The following is a 17,999-nucleotide window of genomic DNA, read 5'->3' as shown; positions in this document are numbered from 1 at the left end:
TGTTTAAATTTTAAGGGTTGCAAAGTTATAATTTCTGAAGATACCAACCAATACTTTTTGGATTAAACTGCTAAGTCGATCGACAGAACCTTCATTTTTTACGTCTATTGAGTAATATGACAAAAAAACGATGCAACTGCCTGATTTCAAAAACCTTTCTTTAACAACGGTACAAATATCACTAAAAAAATTAATATGTTTCTTATCAATTGCCAGATTTAAAATTTCGTTAACGCTCAAAAGTATCAAAATCTTGTCTTCCCATTCAATAATGTTTAATTGTCTTGTCTTGTTCAATTCAACAACATCTGGCTTTAAATTGGATTTCATGCCCATTTTACGACTCAGTTGCTCAATGATGACGTGCAGACCCTGCATTGGCTCCAAGAGGAATTCAAGGAGATCTTGGATACTTTGAGGATGAAATTCAAGGTCTTTACGTTTTTGGGTATGCGGATCCCATGTCTCATTCGAATTGGCAGGGGCTTTACTGTTGTTCTGATCGGATTTTCTTGTATAGACAGAACTCCATCCACAATACTTCAATCCGGATTGCGAATTCCACTTCTCGTCGGCCTGATGATATAAAAAAGGGGTTTCCTCAACAGATTTCTCATCGGTATTAATTTCCAGAAGCTTAAACCACATATTGGTATAATTTTCCTGCCTATGATCAAGAAACATTCCGCCATTTAGAACTAAAGTCTGACCAAAGATAACACCTCCTTCGACCTGTGAAGTGTGCTCATGCCCGCAGCAGACCATATCCACCGAGCAACTTTTGATAAAAGTATGAAGGGGACCTTTGACTGTAGCGCCCTCGTCATACAATTCGTCCCACCGTAACCAGTTGTTTGGTGGGTGATGAACAAGAATAATGTTAAACTTATCCCTTAGTGTCTTATGACTTAATGTGGTCCGAATACTATCTAGCGATTCACTAACTATACCTTTAATTTTAAAGCCGTAGGACTGGTTACCCAACTCTGAAAAGATCATACTCTTTCCATCTTCCGTAAAAATATCATGGCTTATAGTCTTTTGGATCTGTCTCATCTTAATGTTGGCTTCATGGACTGGGTTGCCGACCGACAGCCAGGCAGAATTAAGGCAAATGAAATTCAATTCCTCATCATCTGTATATGTGTGACTAAAGCATTTAGAATCAATAGGAACCGATGCATTTGCTTTATGAAATCCGATATACTCTCTAAAGCAAGAACGAAAATATCTTTTATCGATGGATAACAAGACATCGCTTAATTTTGTACCTGAAATTAATTTTTCAATAAAGTAGCTTTTAGCTTGAGACCAAATCACATCATGATTGCCAGGCACGATCAGTACAATAATTTTTGTAAATATTTTTTTAACTTTATCAATGATCAATAATTTAAAATTATCATATGCGTCATTCATCTCCCCATCTAAAGCAATATCCCCAGTGATTATCAGATAGTCCGGTGAGGGATCAATAACTCTTATAGCTTCAATAAAACTATCAATTGCCTTCTTTGTGTCAGAAATCAATTCATTACTTAAATGGATATCACTTATCCACAGAATTCTTTTCTTCGCCATAGATTATGCTTCAAAAAGTCTTTTTTTATCTCTCATCGCAAGATCCCACAAGTCCTCCATAATATTATTAATCAATTGCATTCTCTCCGACCGAAGTAACGCAGAATTGTAAAAGAAACCTCCAGTCGGATCAACAAAAATGGTGCCAGAGTCATGCATCACCTGCTCACATTTCGGAGTACCTTTAAGCATGTCACGAGCAAGAAGCCGAATTTTACTCTGCGACTGTTGAGTGGATCTTAACAATGCATGCCCGACCGCCATGATCAGGTAGATGTGCTGATCTTCTCTGATCAGCTCAGGTATGAATCGCTTATTTTCCTTATAATTAACCAACATACAGCGAGACAATGTGCTAATATATTGGAGCCATAAGCTTGCGTGATCTAATTGCTCATTTTTCTTGCTAACTAAAGTATAAATTCCGACAGATATCCTGTTAGCATCTGTAGCGTTTGCTCTACCTATTTCACTTTCATGATTACAACCGCCCCCCCAATAATGAATAGGTGGCCGATCATTAATGGAGTCAGAAAGCTGTCTAAAAATATATCCAGAAAATTCACTCACACTTTCTTTTAACCAATTCAATTGTAGAATATTCTTACTTAACAGTTCACAGTTCTCGATATGATTCAACCAATGTCCGAATAGCTCTGGAATCGGGCACTTGACAAAATCAACTTTGTCAGCATCGTTACCTAATAAATTCTTTATTAGGCACACCCGAAGGAGCTCCTTCTGAAAAAGTTGATCATTAACACAACCATCAACCATGTACAGATTGCTATCCTGTAGAAAATATGTCCAGCTCCAGTACCAATAGAGATCGTAATCATACAAGTAGGTTATGCTCATCTTTGCTATGTCAGTAAAGAAATAATGAAAGTCAAATTTTGAGAGTAATGTGTACTGTTTATCGTTGAGCAAGCCACTAAGTTCAGACAATAACCTGCTACGTGTACCTACAAATTCGTCAGGATGATACAAATATTTGATTTTTCTATCATCATCAATCACTGCGGCCTTAAACAAAAAACCATTCATGACCTCTTTGATCAGTGTGGTATAAATAAGCGCAGGTTCCAGATAATGATATACATTGTAATTGACATTGACAGCATTGGACTTTGAGTCGATATCATTTTGGGTAACGATAATTTGATCTTTGGATAATGGAAACAAAAGGTTGTTAGTGCACTTGACAAGGAAGTCATGTATAGTATTGACTTGGTTAATCGCACTATTAAAATCAATACTGAATTCATTTATTTCTTCATACAAATAATTGTTATGAACTCTATTATCGAATGCATCTTCAAACACCTCCAAAAGACGGGTGATCTTAAGCTCCAAATCACGAACTGTGTCACATCGGCCAACCTCACCATTTGTGTATTTCAATGGATTCTTAAGACTTTGGGCCACTTGGCTAACTTCACGATTAAGTTCTTCCACTAGGTATTCTACAAATCGTCTTAATTCAATAAATTCGCCATATAAAACCGTATCCTTTATCAGATTATTATAGTTAGACAATGCTTTTTTTATCTTCTCTCTAAGATGTCTTGATATTTTCAGAGATCTTATATTATCCCTAAGCTTATGAACCGCTATAGAATATTTCTTACTTAGAAAGGTGGAGATATCAACGAAACCAAAATCAGACCCACTAATGGATTTAGGCTCAAATTCATAAAGGTAATTTGTCTTCATTTTGCGAATGTGATATCGCAATTCGCTATGTGGCAGCCGCATCTCCCTGTTAATTCTATAATTGGAGATAAACTTAGTATATTCGACTTCTTTAAGTAAATAATCAGTTTTTCCATTTTTAAATTTAACGAGATTTGTGTCAAATAAATTTTTTTTACTATTAAGAGTTTGAACGAGGTAACCCATATGTCCTGGCTTAACCTGAAGTTCAATACTAGATTTAAAATTAACTTGATTATATTCGCAGTCATTTTCATTATACTTGGCATTGAACTTTCCAAACTCTACCCCATTATATGAATGGGAGTCTACAAATATGTTACAATCTTCAATGCTCCTTTCCTTCTCCGCGAAATCACCATCACCCATAAAGAAATGGTACAAAGATTGATTAATCAACGTACCCAACTCATAATGTTGAGAAATATGCTTAAGCTTATACTCTCTGATGTCCACAATATTTTTCTGAAGCACTCCGAAATCCTGACCAAATTGGATCAATACAATTTCCGACCAACTAAACGACTTAAAGATCATAAAATGAGCACCCTTAAGCTGTTCCTTGATTTTCAAAATAACTGCGTGAATCATGAGTTGGCCATTGCCGATTAATAAGCCATTGTTAACTTTAAAATGTGTTATATGAACAAAATCTTTGAGGGAATCATTGACCTTGCCTTCTGCAAATATTTTCTGAATACAATTCTGATCTTCTGTTGAGCAAGTTTCAATATCAAATATTCCGGTTATGACCTGATAACTGGAGCTTTCATTGAATTTTTCGGAATTCGGATCAAAGACCCGCTGACAGAATTTATAATTGTCCACGAGGGAAATAAAAACCACATCAAACGGCGAAAATAAATGATAGGTCAGGGGTTTATACAGCCAGGGACTTAGCTGGTCTTTCATAGGAAGACACTCATTAGTTCTTTTTACATAATCACTAAAAAGCTTATACTTGTCTTTGACAAATCCCTTTGCATCATTTGCAGGAAATGTGGCAAAAGCGATTTGTATTGCAAAGTTATGTACACTCATTATAATTCGACCCCGGACTGATTGTTATTCGACTTAATTATATTCATGGATTTTCTAAGGTTGTGTCCCAGACTGCGGATTAATGCATTCCAAATACTCGGTGCCTATATACGATCAATAGATTTGTTTTATAAAAATCTCGTTCATAGCTATCAATTTCATGCCTATACAAAGATTATCACATAATTTAAGGAAATCAAGCATAAAACCTAGTTTCGCATTTTTTGACAAATTAAAAATAGTTCCAAAAAAGAAGAGTACACAGCTCACCGCCCAAAAATCTCCTTTCCTTAATCACATCAAATCATTGATGGAACAAATTTAAACATCCTTCTAAATTATAATACTGATTACTAACCAATGTGTACAAATTGGCCATAAAACTATCCTTTCGCTTTATAAAGCTTCAAATTTATACCTCTGCATCGATGAAATTACATCTTATCTTGATGTACGTAACTTTGATTTATTCTACCTATAATACAGATGTTGTATAAGTGAGACCCGAAAGAAAAAATGCCACCAGATGGAAAAAAGCGATTTAAAAACACCCATAACCCTCTGAAATATGATTAGAAGTGAATCCAAAAGATCTGGAAGTTTTAATTGTTTATCAAACGTTGTTGACTCCAAGTAATAAATTTATAAAAAAATTATTCGACTTTCGCAACACATAATGACTAGGACCATTAGAACAAGCATCCTTGCCGAGAATCCCAAAAAATATTGCTTACAATTACCCTCACCCCTGGAGTAAAGTAAGAAAATAATTATAATATGTAGAAGTTATATTTGTTCGAAACTATCCTTACAGAACTAAAGAAGAGACTTGAACATGCATTCGACAAACCGGTTCTAACCACTGATAATATATATTTATTTTATAAAGCGCAAATAATCAATATTATTGAAATAATCTACACCTAAGTTCAACACAAAGAAACCTGACAAAGGAAATAATCTCCATACTCTTAGATTGTTCCTTGATTAAAAAATCAGAAAACATTCTCATCTCAGGAGCTACTGGCGCAGGAAAGAGCTATCTACCCTGTGCTATAGGTCACCAGGCTAGCAGTATGGGGTATAAAGTGAGTTACTTTAATATGATTCGATTTTATTAACGCATCAGCATAAGCAAGCTTGATGGAACATTCAACAAACTCCTTTACTATCTTCTAAAATTGGATTTAATCATCTTGGATGATTTTGGCCTAGTTTCTTTTGACAATAATTTGAGGCTGGTATTGCTTCAGATACTGGAAGATTGCTATGGTAAAAGTTCTACGATTATTGACTCACAACTACCTATCAAAAATTGGTATGATTATTTAAACGACCCTACATTGGCAGATACAATTTTAAACCGGCTTACTGCCAAACATAATAGATTTGAACTCAAAGGAGATTCATTACGTAAAAAATCTTAATTCCATTTTTTTACCTTTATGACATCATTTCTTTAGACCTTCTGGGGGTGGGTCAGCTTGAGCCGGAAAGGTGAGTAAGTTTGACCGGATTTTACAAGTTTGATAATTTAATATAATATTGTATAAATTTGTGTATCATTTCCTTAATTTATTTTGTTATATTTGTTTAAAGCTTTAATATGAATAAATTCAATTTACAAAAATGTATTGATGAGTGTGTTTGCCATGAATTTACTGGCAATTGCAAGAAAGGAGGTGGATATTTTAAATTAACGGTATGCCCTTCTATTCAAAAATCGGGTTGTTTTGATTTGTTTAAAACTTCATTATCTGATGACATAAATGACTTATGTGATATAAATCAATTATGTGGAATAAGTAAATTGGAAATGGAGCAAAAACTAGACGAAAAATTTGAGTTTGTTAGCAATATTGGATGTCACGATTGTCCTTAGCTGGTAAAAAAAATATAATCACTTATAAAGTTTTGTATATGGTATATTGAGACTGATCTATCATCCCTTCTGAAATCATTATATCATTAATATTATTTGAAGGGTTTAAAATAACAGAATCGCCAATAATTCCAATGTAAATTCCATTTCCTAGATCGATCCAATTAGCTTCGCCACTCATTATATCAAGAATGAATTGCATTGCCGTTTTATATTCATTCAATATACTAATATTTATTGTTTCTAGCTCAGCCATACTTACCCCATTTTTAGAAGATATATGTTTTGTTTTCATTCTCTTTAATGACCTTAAATTACTTTTATAAAGAGGCAATTTATTTTGAAGAATATCTAACTGCCTAATAATTAGTACTTTATTTTCTTCATTCATAAAATCATTTTTTATATCTTAATAAACTTGTTAGTAACAAAGTCTTTTTTAAAGTTAACTTTTACGAAATAAAGCCCGGTTGCAAAAGAACTCATATCAATTACCCATTGCTGATCATATTCTAAAATGTCTAATTTTTTTGAATATAGACAATTACCATTCACATCACTTATTGAAATATTCAGGGGAAGAGAGCTCGCTACTCCAAAATCAATTGTTAGAATATTATCTACTGGATTCGGATAAATTGAAATTTCTGATTCGACTGAATTTAGGTTGCCAACTGAATTGACAACTGGGCAAATTATCTGGGTAAATGCTAATGTATCAGTATTACTTCCAATACCTAATTGCCCTAAGTCATTTAGTCCACAAGCCCATAAAGTTCCATCTTTTTTAATTGCGAAGGTATTTCCATAAGTGCCAACTACAACTTTTTTCCAGTTGTTTTCAGAGCCAATTTGTGTTGGGTCATTATAAATATCTTTGGAACCGTTGGATAGTTGACCGTAGTCATTATTACCGCAACCCCAAAGGGAGCCATCATTTCTCACACCAAAAAAATTAAAAGTGTTTGCAGTAATATTATTCCAATAGTGTTTATTTACATAGAGGTCAACAGGCATATTCCATTGTCTATTTTGATTATTATTAAGTCTTCCCCAAATCCAAAGCGCACCACCAGCAACCAAACCAAAGGAAACTCCAGGACTTGAATGGACAAGCTCCCAATCGTCATTAAATCCAATTTGACTTAAAGTATCAACTCCATTGGAATAAATACCAATGCCTAATTGGCCATAATAATTCTTCCCAATTGACCATAATGTCCCATTATTTTTAAGAAACAAAATGTGTTCTGAGCAATTTGAAACAGATTTCCAATTATTTTCAGATTCATATTGAATAGGTTTTAATTGGTTAGATGTAGCAAAAAATATTGCTCCCCATCCCCATAGTGTTCCATCTTTCTTGATTCCGAAGGTTGAACCTGAACCTGAAGAAACAAATTCCCAATCTTTATCCAAGCCCACTTGAATAGGCTTGTTCTTATAAGTACTCATTGATTCTATACCTAATTCACCAGCCGAATTATATCCCCAAGCCCATAAAGTACCATCATTTTTGATTGCAAAACAATTGTCTGAACCAGTTTCAATACTTTTCCAGTCTTTGTCTAAACCAACCTGAACTGGTTTATTATGATCAACAGTGTTTCTAATTCCAAGTTGTCCATATCTGTTTTCTCCCCACGTCCAAATACTTCCATCTGATTTTAAAGCCAAAACGTGGGACCGTCCTATAGATAAATCGGACCAACATTGAGCATTAAGTAAATATGAAGTATTTAAAAATAGCAGAATAAGCAGGTATTTCATAACAAGTTTTTTAATAATTTTTGCCAAGTTACATAATATTTCACATCTGTATTAATGTGGTATTGATGATTTTTTAATGATGTTTTAAAAATGTATTAAATTGGACTTACTCAATATAGTAGGCAGAAAGAATATGCAGCCATTAAATGATACTATTTTTTCGATACCTTAAATTCTAAAATTATATACCATAAATATCTAATTCAAACTATAATTCAACAGGATTATGTAAATTCACATTCAATACGTTGTCTTCCTTAAATTATTATCTATGTTAAAATTCATAGCTACTCTAGTTTTATTAATTTCTTTCCAATCTTTGAGTTATTCCCAGTGCTGGGCTACAGTTACAGCTGGGGATGATTACACCCTATGTATTCGTACAGATGGCACTTTGTGGGGTTGGGGTAGAGGGGGCAAGCATTTGGGGGCAAGATTAAACGGGTACATCTACAAGCCTGTTAAATTAGATACTTCAACTAATTGGGATCAAATGTTTGCAACTCTAAATTTCAGTTTTGGAATAAAGAAAGATGGTAGTCTATGGGCTTGTGGCAATAATTCTGTTGGAACTTTAGGAAATGGAAATAATTCAGATATCGATACTTGGGCTAGAATTGGGACTGAAACCTGGAAAACAGTATCCTGTGGTGAGCACCATGTGATAGCTATAAAAGATGATGGTACTTTATGGGCATGGGGTGAAAATAAATACAGTCAATTAGGCGATGGAACAATAATAAACAGAAATTCTCCTGTGCAAATCAGTAAGGACACAACTTGGAAGGAAGTTGCTGCTGGGGCAGAACTTTCAGTTGCCATAAAATCTGATGGAACAAGGTGGGCGTGGGGATTTAATGGATGGGGGTATTATGGTGATGGGACAACGGCAAGTAGTAGTGTACCCAAACAAATCGGTTTGGCAAAAGATTGGGATCACATAAGTTTGACCAATAGACATGTACTTGCATTAAAATTTGATGGAACTTTATGGGCATGGGGAGATAATGCAGGTAAATTGGGTAATGGTGACATACAGTCTGTTCAAATTGCAACTAAAATAGGAACATCTAATGATTGGAAAAGTATTGAAGCAGGAGAGAATAATTCAATAGGTATTAAAAAAAATGGAACGATCTGGCTATGGGGCAACAATGATAACGGTCAAATCGGAGATGGAACATTGACGCAAAAACGAGTTCCTAAATTAATAGATTCAACAAGGACTTATTTAGATATGGCAAATGGTTATCGACATACAATGATATTAAGATCAGATAATACCCTTTGGGCAGCTGGGGCAAATGTGAATGGACAATTAGGAGATGGAACTATAGTTCCAAAATATGAACACATTAAAGTTGAATGTGTAACCTTGAACACCGATAATAATAAAACTGATACAAAAAATATTGAATTGCGTCCAAACCCAGCTATAAACACTTTAGAGGTTATTAATTTACTGGCTGATATAGAAGATTGTAAATATTCAATCGTCAATTCATTTGGAATGACTTTAGTTGAATGGCAAGTATTACAAAAAGAAAATTTCATTAGTATTGAAAAATTGCCCTCAGGATTTTATTATGTGTTTTTTTTAAATAATGGAAAATTGTCAAATAAATCTTTTGTAAAAATATAAATCTACCAATATTTCTAATTTATTTTTTGTAAACGTTTATGAGGAAGTCTAACGACACACAATTTAACCTGTTATTTGTTGATAGAGTTATTTCAAATAGTAATTATTATTTCAGAACTCATATCAGAAAATAAAGCTACCAATGGCTAAACCCAGTTGAGCATAGAATATTCTATCTTCTAAATAAATATTATAAGGATCAGAACCATAAAATCCCATTTTGGCATACCAAGATACAAAATCACTATATGGCAAACGCATATGGTAACTTATCTCTGCATTTATTCTAGAAAAAAAATCGTAATTAGGTAATTTATTTATTTTGTCTAGTGCTACGTTTACGTAAATTTTAAATCTATCATATTCTCTTTGGTTAATTGTTTTAGCTAAACCATTTATTATTTCCGAATTGTATGTTCTAATTAATTTATAGGTTAATCCAGCACGTAAAAATGAATAATATCCTATTAATTCTGGTTCATAGGCTAATATAGCGATATTCGAATTTCCAAAGTTTTTAGTGTGCAATTCTGTGTTTATACTAAATGAAGACACCGTAGAAGAAAGAGGTAATTCTGGGTAATTCAAATTCCTAAATAATCTAGAAGAAACTACATTTATTTTAGTTGACTTTGGAGTATCATATTCTTTATCCCAAAATAAATTAAATCCAAATGTTAAGTAATTTGTGGAAAAATTTCCATTATATCTATTAAAGTGTTTACCTTGATTAATATAAGCAAATTTAGGATCTAGTTTAACCGAATCGGCTAATGGGTGTGCATCTTGTCCATTTGATAAATGATAATATCCAATTGTTATAGCCTTTTTAATCTTAGTTTTCTCCCATTTATCTGCAAAATAATATAATTTAAATCCAGGATTAGCACTGGGTGTTCTCACAGGACCACTGAATTGATCCAATATCCGAAAAACAAAATGAGGATTAATGTCAATTAACAAATTTCTTAGAAAGGATCCGGTCTTATTAAAAAGGTAAAAATGAGGATTTAGATCACCAATTAATATATGCGATTCAGTAAGCTCATTTGCAGAATTATTATAATTGAGATTTAAGTTCAATCTGCTAACCGTTAGATAACTTTCGTCAGAAAAAATTTGAAATTTGTCTTTCATTGATTTATGAGGAACGTCAATAAGCAAAGATTCAGTGGTCCTATCGGATATTAGCCTGAAAGGATAAGATTGACTTATTAATGATGCTAAATAGAATGTATGAAGCAAAACAACAAGGAGGTATTTATTCATGATTAAATTTTTAATTCATCCATTTGTACATAAATTCTCCGTCTACAAGTTACTCACTTACTAAAACGGAAATAAATTACTATTCAAATATAAATAATATTTTATAAAAAGAAATAAAATATCCACAAATGGTGTAAAAATTTGCCAAATTGATCTTGATCCATATACCCCTTTGTAAACTTCAGTCATCTTTCTGCTTTCTTACCCCTTTTCTGCGATTACTTTCCGATACAAAACTTCCCAAAGATATTCCCCAGTATCTCTTCATTAGAAATCGCTCCACTGATTTCTGCAAGATGATAGAGTGCTTGGCGAATGGACTGTGCAAGTAAATCGGTTTCCAGATGAGTGTCAAGACCACTGAGGACTTCTCTCAAATTTATTGCTGCAGCTTCCAGGGCCTGACGGTGACGGGCATTGATGGCAATGCTGATGTTTTGTATTTTTTGATCCCCGATGGCAAGTTCATAAAGTTTTTCTTTCAGGTAGGGAATGTTCATCAGATTTTTTGCAGAGCAGGCAATGATGTTTTCTTTGCGTATTTTGTCATGGACAAAATGTTCATAGTCAATGTAGGGATTAAGATCCATTTTGTTCGCTACAACCAGTAATTTTTGATCTGGACGAAGGAGGCTGTGTACTTCCTGCCACATCTCTTCTTTGGAAGTTTTGACCACATCAAAGACATAAATCAATACAGTGGATTCATCGATCTTTTCCATGGTGCGTTGCACACCCATCGCTTCAATTTGATCTTGTGCTTCTCTGATTCCTGCAGTGTCAATAAAACGAAAGAGCACTCCGTTGATGTTCATTTTTTCTTCAATGGTATCGCGGGTGGTTCCGGCTATGTCTGATACGATGGCACGCTCCTCTTCGAGCAAGGCATTCAGCAAAGTTGATTTACCTGCATTGGGTCTACCTGCTATCACGGTGCTGATTCCATTTTTTACTGCATTACCCAAAACAAAACTCTGGTGGAGTGAATCTATTTTATGCAAAGCTGCATGCAACAATTGTTTGAATTGGGTCCGGTCCGCAAATTCAACATCCTCTTCTGCAAAATCCAGTTCCAGTTCGATCAGACTGGCAAAATTGAGCAATTGATTTCTAAGTTCTGCGATTTCATTCTTGATGCCTCCTTTAAGTTGACTCATCGCCAGACGGTGGGCCGCTTCAGATTCCGATGCGATCAGATCTGCAACAGCCTCGGCTTGAGAAAGATCCAGTTTGCCGTTCAGAAAAGCCCGCTGTGTGAATTCTCCCGGCCTCGCCATTACAGCTCCTTTCCTAATTAACAGCTCCAGAATTTCCTTCAAGACGTAAGATGAGCCATGGCAGGATAACTCCACAATATTTTCGCCGGTATACGAATGGGGACCTTTAAAAACAGTGGCAAGTACTTCATCCAAAGTCATGGCTTGCTCATCAATTATTCTTCCCAAATGTGCAGTGTGACTTTTTTGTTGGGATATTTTTTTTCCTTTGAAAACTTGATCTGCAATGTTAAATGCTTCCGGTCCGGAAAGCCTGATCATGCCAACAGCACCAACCCCTTCAGGAGTGGCAATTGCTACAATGGTCGTTTTAGAATTATTGTAATCCAAAATGGAATTTTGTTTCACAAATCTATGTTGATTAAGGTGTAAATGGAGTTAAAACCAATGATTATTTCTAATTAGCTTTACCCTATGGAAAATCTGAGTATCAAAGAAAACATCAAACAAGCAGGAAGGACAACGGCAAAATGGTTCAGGCGATTGTTGATTTTTGCTTTCGTGGCTTTCATCGCATTCATGGCTTTTATCCTGCTCGCAAACTACAGTGACGGCTCCAGGACGGGATACGTGACCAAAATAAGTCACAAAGGTTATATTTTTAAAACTTATGAGGGGGAATTGAATTTTGGATTTTTTGGTGGTGCTACCGGAACCAATCGTCCCGTGGACAACGTTTGGATTTTTTCCGTGAGTGATGCCTATGTGGCAGATCAGGTACGAAAGGCTTCAGAAAGTGGTCAGAAAGTGACTTTGTTCTACAAGGAAAAATACTTCAAAATCTTCTTCATCGGTGAGACCAAGTACATTGTGTACAAAGTAGATCCCTCGTTTTAGATAAAATCTATTACAAGAATTGAAAAACCAACAGGCTGCTCAGGTAGGCCAGTGCCCCCATGTATAAGAATTGAAGGAGAGCCCATTTCCATCGGCCTGTTTCCCTTCGCATGACAGCCATAGTGCTCATGCATTGCATCGCGAAAGCATAAAATAATACCAGAGACAGCGATCTTTTAGGGGTATAAAATTTGTCCCCATTCTGGTCCTTTTCCAATGCCATTTTTTCTTTCAAAGTGTTGACATCGGAATCCGGCCCCAGGCTGTAAATCGTGCTCATGGTGCCCACGAAAACCTCCCTTGCAGCAAAAGAGGTAATCAACGCAATGCCTATCTTCCAGTCAAAGCCCAGCGGTGCAATGAAAGGCTCGATACTTTTTCCAATTTTTCCTGCAAAAGAATGTTCCAGTAATTGGGAAGCAACATAATGCTTCGTCTCGTCTGCATTCATATTCAAATTACCGGCTTCTGTCCTGGCTTGCATCCTGGTCTTTTCTTGTTCGCCGGGGAATGAAAAAGAGGCCAGAAACCAAAGCACTACAGAAATCATAAAAATGACCTTGCCCGCTTCTATCACAAAACTCTTTATTTTATCCAGAACGACCAGGATAACCTGTGTCAATTGGGGCCACTGATAAGTGGGGAGCGGCATGGCCAGAATACTCTTTTCCTCATGCCCGGCAAATTTATGAATAACAAATGCGGTAATCAGGGCCATGGATATTCCGGTAAAATACAATCCCATAAAAACAAGTCCCTGCAAATTCACCACGCCGAAATAATATTGCGCAGGAACAATAAATCCTATGAGGGCTGCATAGACGGGAATCCTTGCCGAACAAGGAATGAGCGGGATCACAAAGGAAGTGATGAGTCGCTCTCTGGGATTGCTGATGCTTCTGGTGGACATGATTGCAGGAATGGCGCAGGCCCCACCTGAAATTAAACCCATGACAGATCTCCCGTTGAGTCCGAATTTTATCAGAATGTGGTCCAATAAATACACAACCCTGGCCATATAACCTACTTCTTCTAACAAGGAAAGGACCATGAAGAGCAAAGCAATCTGGGGAATGAAAACCAACACCCCTGCAAGTCCGGGTAGAATGCCATTGATCAGTAAGTCGGACCACCAAGCCTGGGGCAATGCCTGATCCAACTGATCTGCGATTAAAGCAAAGGTGTAATCGATGGCGTCCATTGGGAAACTGGCAAAACTGAAAATCATCTGGAACATGAGGAACACCACCCAAATAAAAATGACCATTCCCCACCATGGATGCGTCAATACGGCATCTATTTTTTTAGTAAAGCTGATGCGTGTTTTGGTGCTGTCCTTTTGATCTGAGTGTGCCTGAAGAATTTGAAAATTCCAATCTTCTATCAATCGGTACCTGCTAAGCGTTTCCTGTATTTGTCTTTTGATAGAATCCGATTCCGGGAATACCAATGTCTTATTCTCTCCCGAAAGCGAAGGATGACATTTCAGATACGATATGTAATGGTTCTTATCTTCTGAGCTGATTTCACCGGCTGCCAAAAGTGATTTAGTTTCTTTATCCAGTTGGTAGAAAAGACCGGCCTTATTTCTGAAAATAGGATTTTGTGCATAGGAATCCACTTGAGCCCGCACCAATTCGATGTTTTCTTTGGTCCGGTTGCTGATGGGAATTACGTCGCATTGGGTTTTTTCTTCCAACAACTTCACCCAGGCTTCCGTCATGACGGGGTGATAAAGATCAGTGTTGGTGAGGCATATGAGTACCGGTAATCCCAGATCAAGTACCTGCGTTAACATCATCAATTGCTTGTCCAGAAAACGAATGTCTGCCACATAGATGACTGCATCCGGATGATTGGCATCGGATTCATAAATCAATGCCCTGGACAGAATGGATTCATCCATGGAGATGGGGTAAAGGCTGTAGGCTCCCGGAAGATCTATCAACTCCAGGGTTTTGCCGGAGGAACTTTTGTACAGCGCATTTTTGCCATCTACCGTAACGCCCGGGAAATTCCCAACCTTCTGGTTCAATCCGGTGAGCAAGTTGAACAGGCTCGATTTTCCACAATTGGGATTACCTACAAATGCTATTTTAGGAGAGGCCATCTGTATCTTCGGTTTTTTGAAAAACGATTGCATCCCATTCCTCTTTCCTCAACACGTAAACGGAGTCGTCAACCTGCACATAGCAAGCCCCCTTGAAGGGAGCCTGACGGATTAATTCAATTTTCTTTCCCGGGTATATGCCCAGGGTCAGAAGCCTCAGAGCCAGGGCCTCATGTAGAATCGATTGAATCACTCTTTGCACGTGTTGGTCCAATTAGGAATCGCAAAAGTAATCAATCAAAACCGCAAGGGCCAATACCATTGACTACATTCGGCACTAAAAATATATGAAATAAAAAATTAATATTTAAATTTATGATCTTTAATATTTTATTAAAAAAGCCTGACGAAATGTTTGTTCGTCAGGCTTACTTAATGCGACATTCTCTTCCGGGTTTTTGTCAAACCCTCTTAAAACTCTGTTTCCTTGTCAACCAAAATCTAATAATAATCTCATGTACCAAACATAAATTCTTGCAACTGGTTCTCAATAAGTTTGAATAATTGTTCAAAATTACATTCAGCCGCGTTAAAAGCGGGTTTAAACTATCCCCAAAAGCCTTAAGCATGATCAATTTACCAGAGAATGAAAATATTGAGTCCGGTATATTTTAGGGGGATTAATTAGAAATTAAGCAGCTTTAATAGTTGAATTAAATAGATTTCGATACCTCATCATATGGATATCGAAAGAGAAATTCATCCCGGCCTTTTTCATTTTAGCTAAAACTGATTTAAAAAGCGTTTAGAACAAAATACTGTTTGAGCTCGCATGCAGAAAATCTAAAACATGTATGACAGTAAGGCCAAGCGCTATTATTACTGCATATGGCGAGTTTATTTTGTTTAGCTTTTTAAGTTAGTTTTGGCGTTAAGAAATGAAAACAGCCTTGATTTTTTTTGGTTCTTTTTTGTATTAAGTTTATAACAGCGGCTCCGCTCTCAATCCTTTAAAGTAACTTGCGAGATGTAAAGCAGTGTTTACAAAAACCGTTTTTTGTTATGGTGCTCGCAGCCCCTTATCAAGTTTGGTAGTGTTCTTTGAATGACAATCCATTTTGGTGGTTCGCCTTTGGCGAAACCCCGTTTAAGAGCTTATACGATAATTACTCAGAACCTTAACACTGCTTTCGTTTTATTCACTTTAAAATTTTAAGAAAATGAAAGAAAAAAAAACAAAAGCATTTCCGATTATTTATCCTAACGCGGCAGGTATAGATATATCAAGCAAAGAACATTATGTAGCAGTTAATCCTGAATCCACTGAAAAACCAATAAGAGCCTTTGGCGCCTTTACTGAAGACTTACACGCCCTAGTTGTGTTTTTAAAAGAATGCAAAGTAGATACAGTTGCTATGGAGGCTACCGGTATTTACTGGGTAAGTTTATTTTTAGTATTAGAAGATGCGGGTTTTGATGTTGTATTAGTTACAGCTAAACATGTAAAAAATGTAAGAGGAAAGAAAACAGATGTTAGCGATGCTGATTGGATACGTCAATTACACAGTTGCGGATTATTATCTGCAAGTTTTCAACCCGATAAGTTTACTCGTAAATTAAGAGCATATATGCGTCATCGAAAAATTTAATTGAAATGTCAGCTACACATATTCGCATGATGCATAAAGCTTTAGAACAAATGAATATTAAAATACAACATGTTATTGCGGATATTACAGGTAAATCTGGACAAGAGATCATAAAATCCATCATAGCTGGTGAACGAAACGCAGAGATATTAGCATCTTGTTGCGATAGTAGAATTAGAGCTCATAAAAAAGAGGGTATTATAAAATCCTTAACGGGGGTTTGGAAAGAAGAACACGTTTTTGAACTAGAGCAAAGTTATTCAATATATCAATTCTATCATCTTTAAGCTAAAGGAATGCGATGCTAAAATAGAAGAGCATCTTCGTGAAAAATCCGGAGTAGATACATTTGTGGAGCCCCAAAAAAAGAAAAGAGTAATAAAAATAATTTGAATTTTAACGGAAAGGAAATGTTGTACGAACTAACGGGGACGGATTTAGCAGAAATTTTTGGGATTACGGAAACAAATGCTATAGAAATTATAAGCGAAGTCGGATTAGATATGAGTAAATGGCCAACGGTAAAACACTTTACATCATGGTTAAACTTAGCCCCGAATAATAAAATATCAGGAGGGAAAGTATTAAGTAGCCGGATTCCAAAAAAGAAAAACCACGCAGGTCAAATATTTAGAATGGCGGCGTTTGCCATACAGCGTAGCAAAAATTGGTTAGCGATGTTTTATAATCGTATAAAAGCAAAAAATGGGGCGCCAAAAGCAATTGTTGCGACTGCAAGAAAAATTGCGGCTATTTTTTATAAAATGATAAAAGAAAGGGTTAAATTTAACCCAATACCAATCGAAAAATATATGGATGGGTTTAAAGAAAATCAAATTAAGAAGTTAAAACGACAAGCTAAAAACCTTGGTTTACAGATAGTTGAAATGTAGTTACTTAAGAGACAAAAAGAACATTAATGATAGGACCGGATTTAGGACAACTTTAGTAAAAAACGGGAGCCGCAAAAACTGCTTTCTCCCCAAATTTTTGACTTGACCCTAAATAGATTTCGATACCTCATCATATAGATATCGAAAGAGAAATTCATCCCGGCCTTTTTCATTTTAGCTAAAACTGATTTAAAAAGCGTTCAAAACAAAATACTGTTTGAGCTCGCATGGACATAATCTAAAACATGTATGACAGTAAGGCCTGGAGCTATTCTGACTGCTTATGGCGAGTTTATTTTGTTTAGCTTTTTAAATCAGTTTTGGCGTTAAGAAATGAAAACAGCCTTGATTTTTTTTGGTTCTTTTTGTATCAAGTTTATAACAGCGGCTCC

General features: G+C 35.8%; 16 protein-coding genes. 8 read left to right on the top strand and 8 right to left on the bottom strand.

Going from position 1 to position 17,999, the window contains the following annotated elements; all coding sequences use genetic code 11:
- Positions 1-3: 3 nt before the first annotated feature.
- Positions 4-1,581 carry a metallophosphoesterase gene (locus IPJ53_14525; GenBank protein ID MBK7800314.1) on the bottom strand — a complete coding sequence of 526 codons (1,578 nt, stop codon included), beginning with the start codon at positions 1,579-1,581 and terminating at the stop codon, positions 4-6.
- Positions 1,582-1,584: 3 nt separating this feature from the next.
- Positions 1,585-4,338: a hypothetical protein gene (locus tag IPJ53_14520; GenBank protein ID MBK7800313.1), complete on the bottom strand. Its 2,754-nt coding sequence runs from the start codon at positions 4,336-4,338 to the stop codon at positions 1,585-1,587.
- A gap of 944 nt (positions 4,339-5,282) precedes the next feature.
- Between IPJ53_14520 and IPJ53_14515 the strand changes: the two genes are divergently transcribed.
- From IPJ53_14515 to IPJ53_14505, 3 genes are all read left to right on the top strand, one after another.
- Complete coding sequence (locus IPJ53_14515; protein MBK7800312.1) at positions 5,283-5,459, top strand: ATP-binding protein; 177 nt, start codon at positions 5,283-5,285, stop codon at positions 5,457-5,459.
- A gap of 3 nt (positions 5,460-5,462) precedes the next feature.
- Positions 5,463-5,765 (top strand): ATP-binding protein, encoded by a 303-nt coding sequence (locus IPJ53_14510; GenBank protein MBK7800311.1) that lies wholly within the window; start codon positions 5,463-5,465, stop codon positions 5,763-5,765.
- Between the two features lie 179 nt (positions 5,766-5,944).
- Entirely contained in the window at positions 5,945-6,220 is a 276-nt protein-coding gene (locus IPJ53_14505) for a hypothetical protein (protein MBK7800310.1), read from the top strand.
- A gap of 22 nt (positions 6,221-6,242) precedes the next feature.
- Here the strand turns inward: IPJ53_14505 and IPJ53_14500 are convergent, their stop codons facing one another.
- Both IPJ53_14500 and IPJ53_14495 read right to left on the bottom strand, forming a co-directional pair.
- Positions 6,243-6,611, bottom strand: coding sequence for a hypothetical protein (locus IPJ53_14500; GenBank protein MBK7800309.1), 369 nt, complete (start codon positions 6,609-6,611; stop codon positions 6,243-6,245).
- Positions 6,612-6,622: 11 nt separating this feature from the next.
- A complete protein-coding gene (locus IPJ53_14495) occupies positions 6,623-7,990 on the bottom strand; it encodes a T9SS type A sorting domain-containing protein (protein MBK7800308.1) in 1,368 nt (455 codons plus the stop codon).
- 271 nt (positions 7,991-8,261) lie between these two features.
- Between IPJ53_14495 and IPJ53_14490 the strand changes: the two genes are divergently transcribed.
- A complete protein-coding gene (locus tag IPJ53_14490) occupies positions 8,262-9,632 on the top strand; it encodes a hypothetical protein (GenBank protein ID MBK7800307.1) in 1,371 nt (456 codons plus the stop codon).
- 123 nt (positions 9,633-9,755) lie between these two features.
- On the opposite strand, the gene IPJ53_14485 is transcribed toward IPJ53_14490, so the two are convergent.
- Together IPJ53_14485 and mnmE are read right to left on the bottom strand one after the other, a co-directional pair.
- Positions 9,756-10,901: a hypothetical protein gene (locus IPJ53_14485; GenBank protein ID MBK7800306.1), complete on the bottom strand. Its 1,146-nt coding sequence runs from the start codon at positions 10,899-10,901 to the stop codon at positions 9,756-9,758.
- A gap of 218 nt (positions 10,902-11,119) precedes the next feature.
- Complete coding sequence (mnmE, locus tag IPJ53_14480; protein MBK7800305.1) at positions 11,120-12,508, bottom strand: tRNA uridine-5-carboxymethylaminomethyl(34) synthesis GTPase MnmE; 1,389 nt, start codon at positions 12,506-12,508, stop codon at positions 11,120-11,122.
- A gap of 84 nt (positions 12,509-12,592) precedes the next feature.
- On the opposite strand from mnmE, the gene IPJ53_14475 reads away from it, so the two are divergent.
- Entirely contained in the window at positions 12,593-13,015 is a 423-nt protein-coding gene (locus tag IPJ53_14475; GenBank protein ID MBK7800304.1) for a hypothetical protein, read from the top strand.
- Positions 13,016-13,025: 10 nt separating this feature from the next.
- Here the strand turns inward: IPJ53_14475 and feoB are convergent, their stop codons facing one another.
- Both feoB and IPJ53_14465 read right to left on the bottom strand, forming a co-directional pair.
- Positions 13,026-15,125 (bottom strand): ferrous iron transport protein B, encoded by a 2,100-nt coding sequence (feoB, locus tag IPJ53_14470; protein MBK7800303.1) that lies wholly within the window; start codon positions 15,123-15,125, stop codon positions 13,026-13,028.
- Positions 15,112-15,318, bottom strand: coding sequence for a ferrous iron transport protein A (locus IPJ53_14465; protein ID MBK7800302.1), 207 nt, complete (start codon positions 15,316-15,318; stop codon positions 15,112-15,114). The genes feoB and IPJ53_14465 overlap by 14 nt, the downstream gene beginning before the upstream one ends.
- 967 nt (positions 15,319-16,285) lie before the next feature.
- Here IPJ53_14465 and IPJ53_14460 point away from each other — a divergent pair.
- From IPJ53_14460 to IPJ53_14450, 3 genes are all read left to right on the top strand, one after another.
- Complete coding sequence (locus IPJ53_14460; protein ID MBK7800301.1) at positions 16,286-16,714, top strand: transposase; 429 nt, start codon at positions 16,286-16,288, stop codon at positions 16,712-16,714.
- Between the two features lie 5 nt (positions 16,715-16,719).
- Positions 16,720-17,001, top strand: coding sequence for a hypothetical protein (locus IPJ53_14455; protein ID MBK7800300.1), 282 nt, complete (start codon positions 16,720-16,722; stop codon positions 16,999-17,001).
- A gap of 123 nt (positions 17,002-17,124) precedes the next feature.
- Positions 17,125-17,607, top strand: coding sequence for an IS110 family transposase (locus IPJ53_14450; protein ID MBK7800299.1), 483 nt, complete (start codon positions 17,125-17,127; stop codon positions 17,605-17,607).
- Positions 17,608-17,999 lie beyond the last annotated feature (392 nt).

It is taken from the genome of Candidatus Vicinibacter affinis (genome assembly GCA_016714365.1).
Taxonomy (GTDB): Bacteria; Bacteroidota; Bacteroidia; order Chitinophagales; family Saprospiraceae; genus Vicinibacter; species Vicinibacter affinis.
This window is presented reverse-complemented; position numbering and strand designations above follow the sequence as displayed.

Bases quoted from the DNA above. Each gene is read 5' to 3' on its own strand.
- IPJ53_14505 (MBK7800310.1), top strand. From the start codon at position 5,945: ATGAATAAATTCAATTTACAAAAATGTATTGATGAGTGTGTTTGCCAT.
- feoB (MBK7800303.1), bottom strand. From the start codon at position 15,125: ATGGCCTCTCCTAAAATAGCATTTGTAGGTAATCCCAATTGTGGAAAA.
- IPJ53_14495 (MBK7800308.1), bottom strand. From the start codon at position 7,990: ATGAAATACCTGCTTATTCTGCTATTTTTAAATACTTCATATTTACTT.
- IPJ53_14525 (MBK7800314.1), bottom strand. From the start codon at position 1,581: ATGGCGAAGAAAAGAATTCTGTGGATAAGTGATATCCATTTAAGTAAT.
- IPJ53_14500 (MBK7800309.1), bottom strand. From the start codon at position 6,611: ATGAATGAAGAAAATAAAGTACTAATTATTAGGCAGTTAGATATTCTT.
- IPJ53_14475 (MBK7800304.1), top strand. From the start codon at position 12,593: ATGGAAAATCTGAGTATCAAAGAAAACATCAAACAAGCAGGAAGGACA.
- IPJ53_14455 (MBK7800300.1), top strand. From the start codon at position 16,720: ATGTCAGCTACACATATTCGCATGATGCATAAAGCTTTAGAACAAATG.
- IPJ53_14520 (MBK7800313.1), bottom strand. From the start codon at position 4,338: ATGAGTGTACATAACTTTGCAATACAAATCGCTTTTGCCACATTTCCT.
- IPJ53_14490 (MBK7800307.1), top strand. From the start codon at position 8,262: ATGTTAAAATTCATAGCTACTCTAGTTTTATTAATTTCTTTCCAATCT.
- IPJ53_14460 (MBK7800301.1), top strand. From the start codon at position 16,286: ATGAAAGAAAAAAAAACAAAAGCATTTCCGATTATTTATCCTAACGCG.
- IPJ53_14485 (MBK7800306.1), bottom strand. From the start codon at position 10,901: ATGAATAAATACCTCCTTGTTGTTTTGCTTCATACATTCTATTTAGCA.
- IPJ53_14450 (MBK7800299.1), top strand. From the start codon at position 17,125: ATGTTGTACGAACTAACGGGGACGGATTTAGCAGAAATTTTTGGGATT.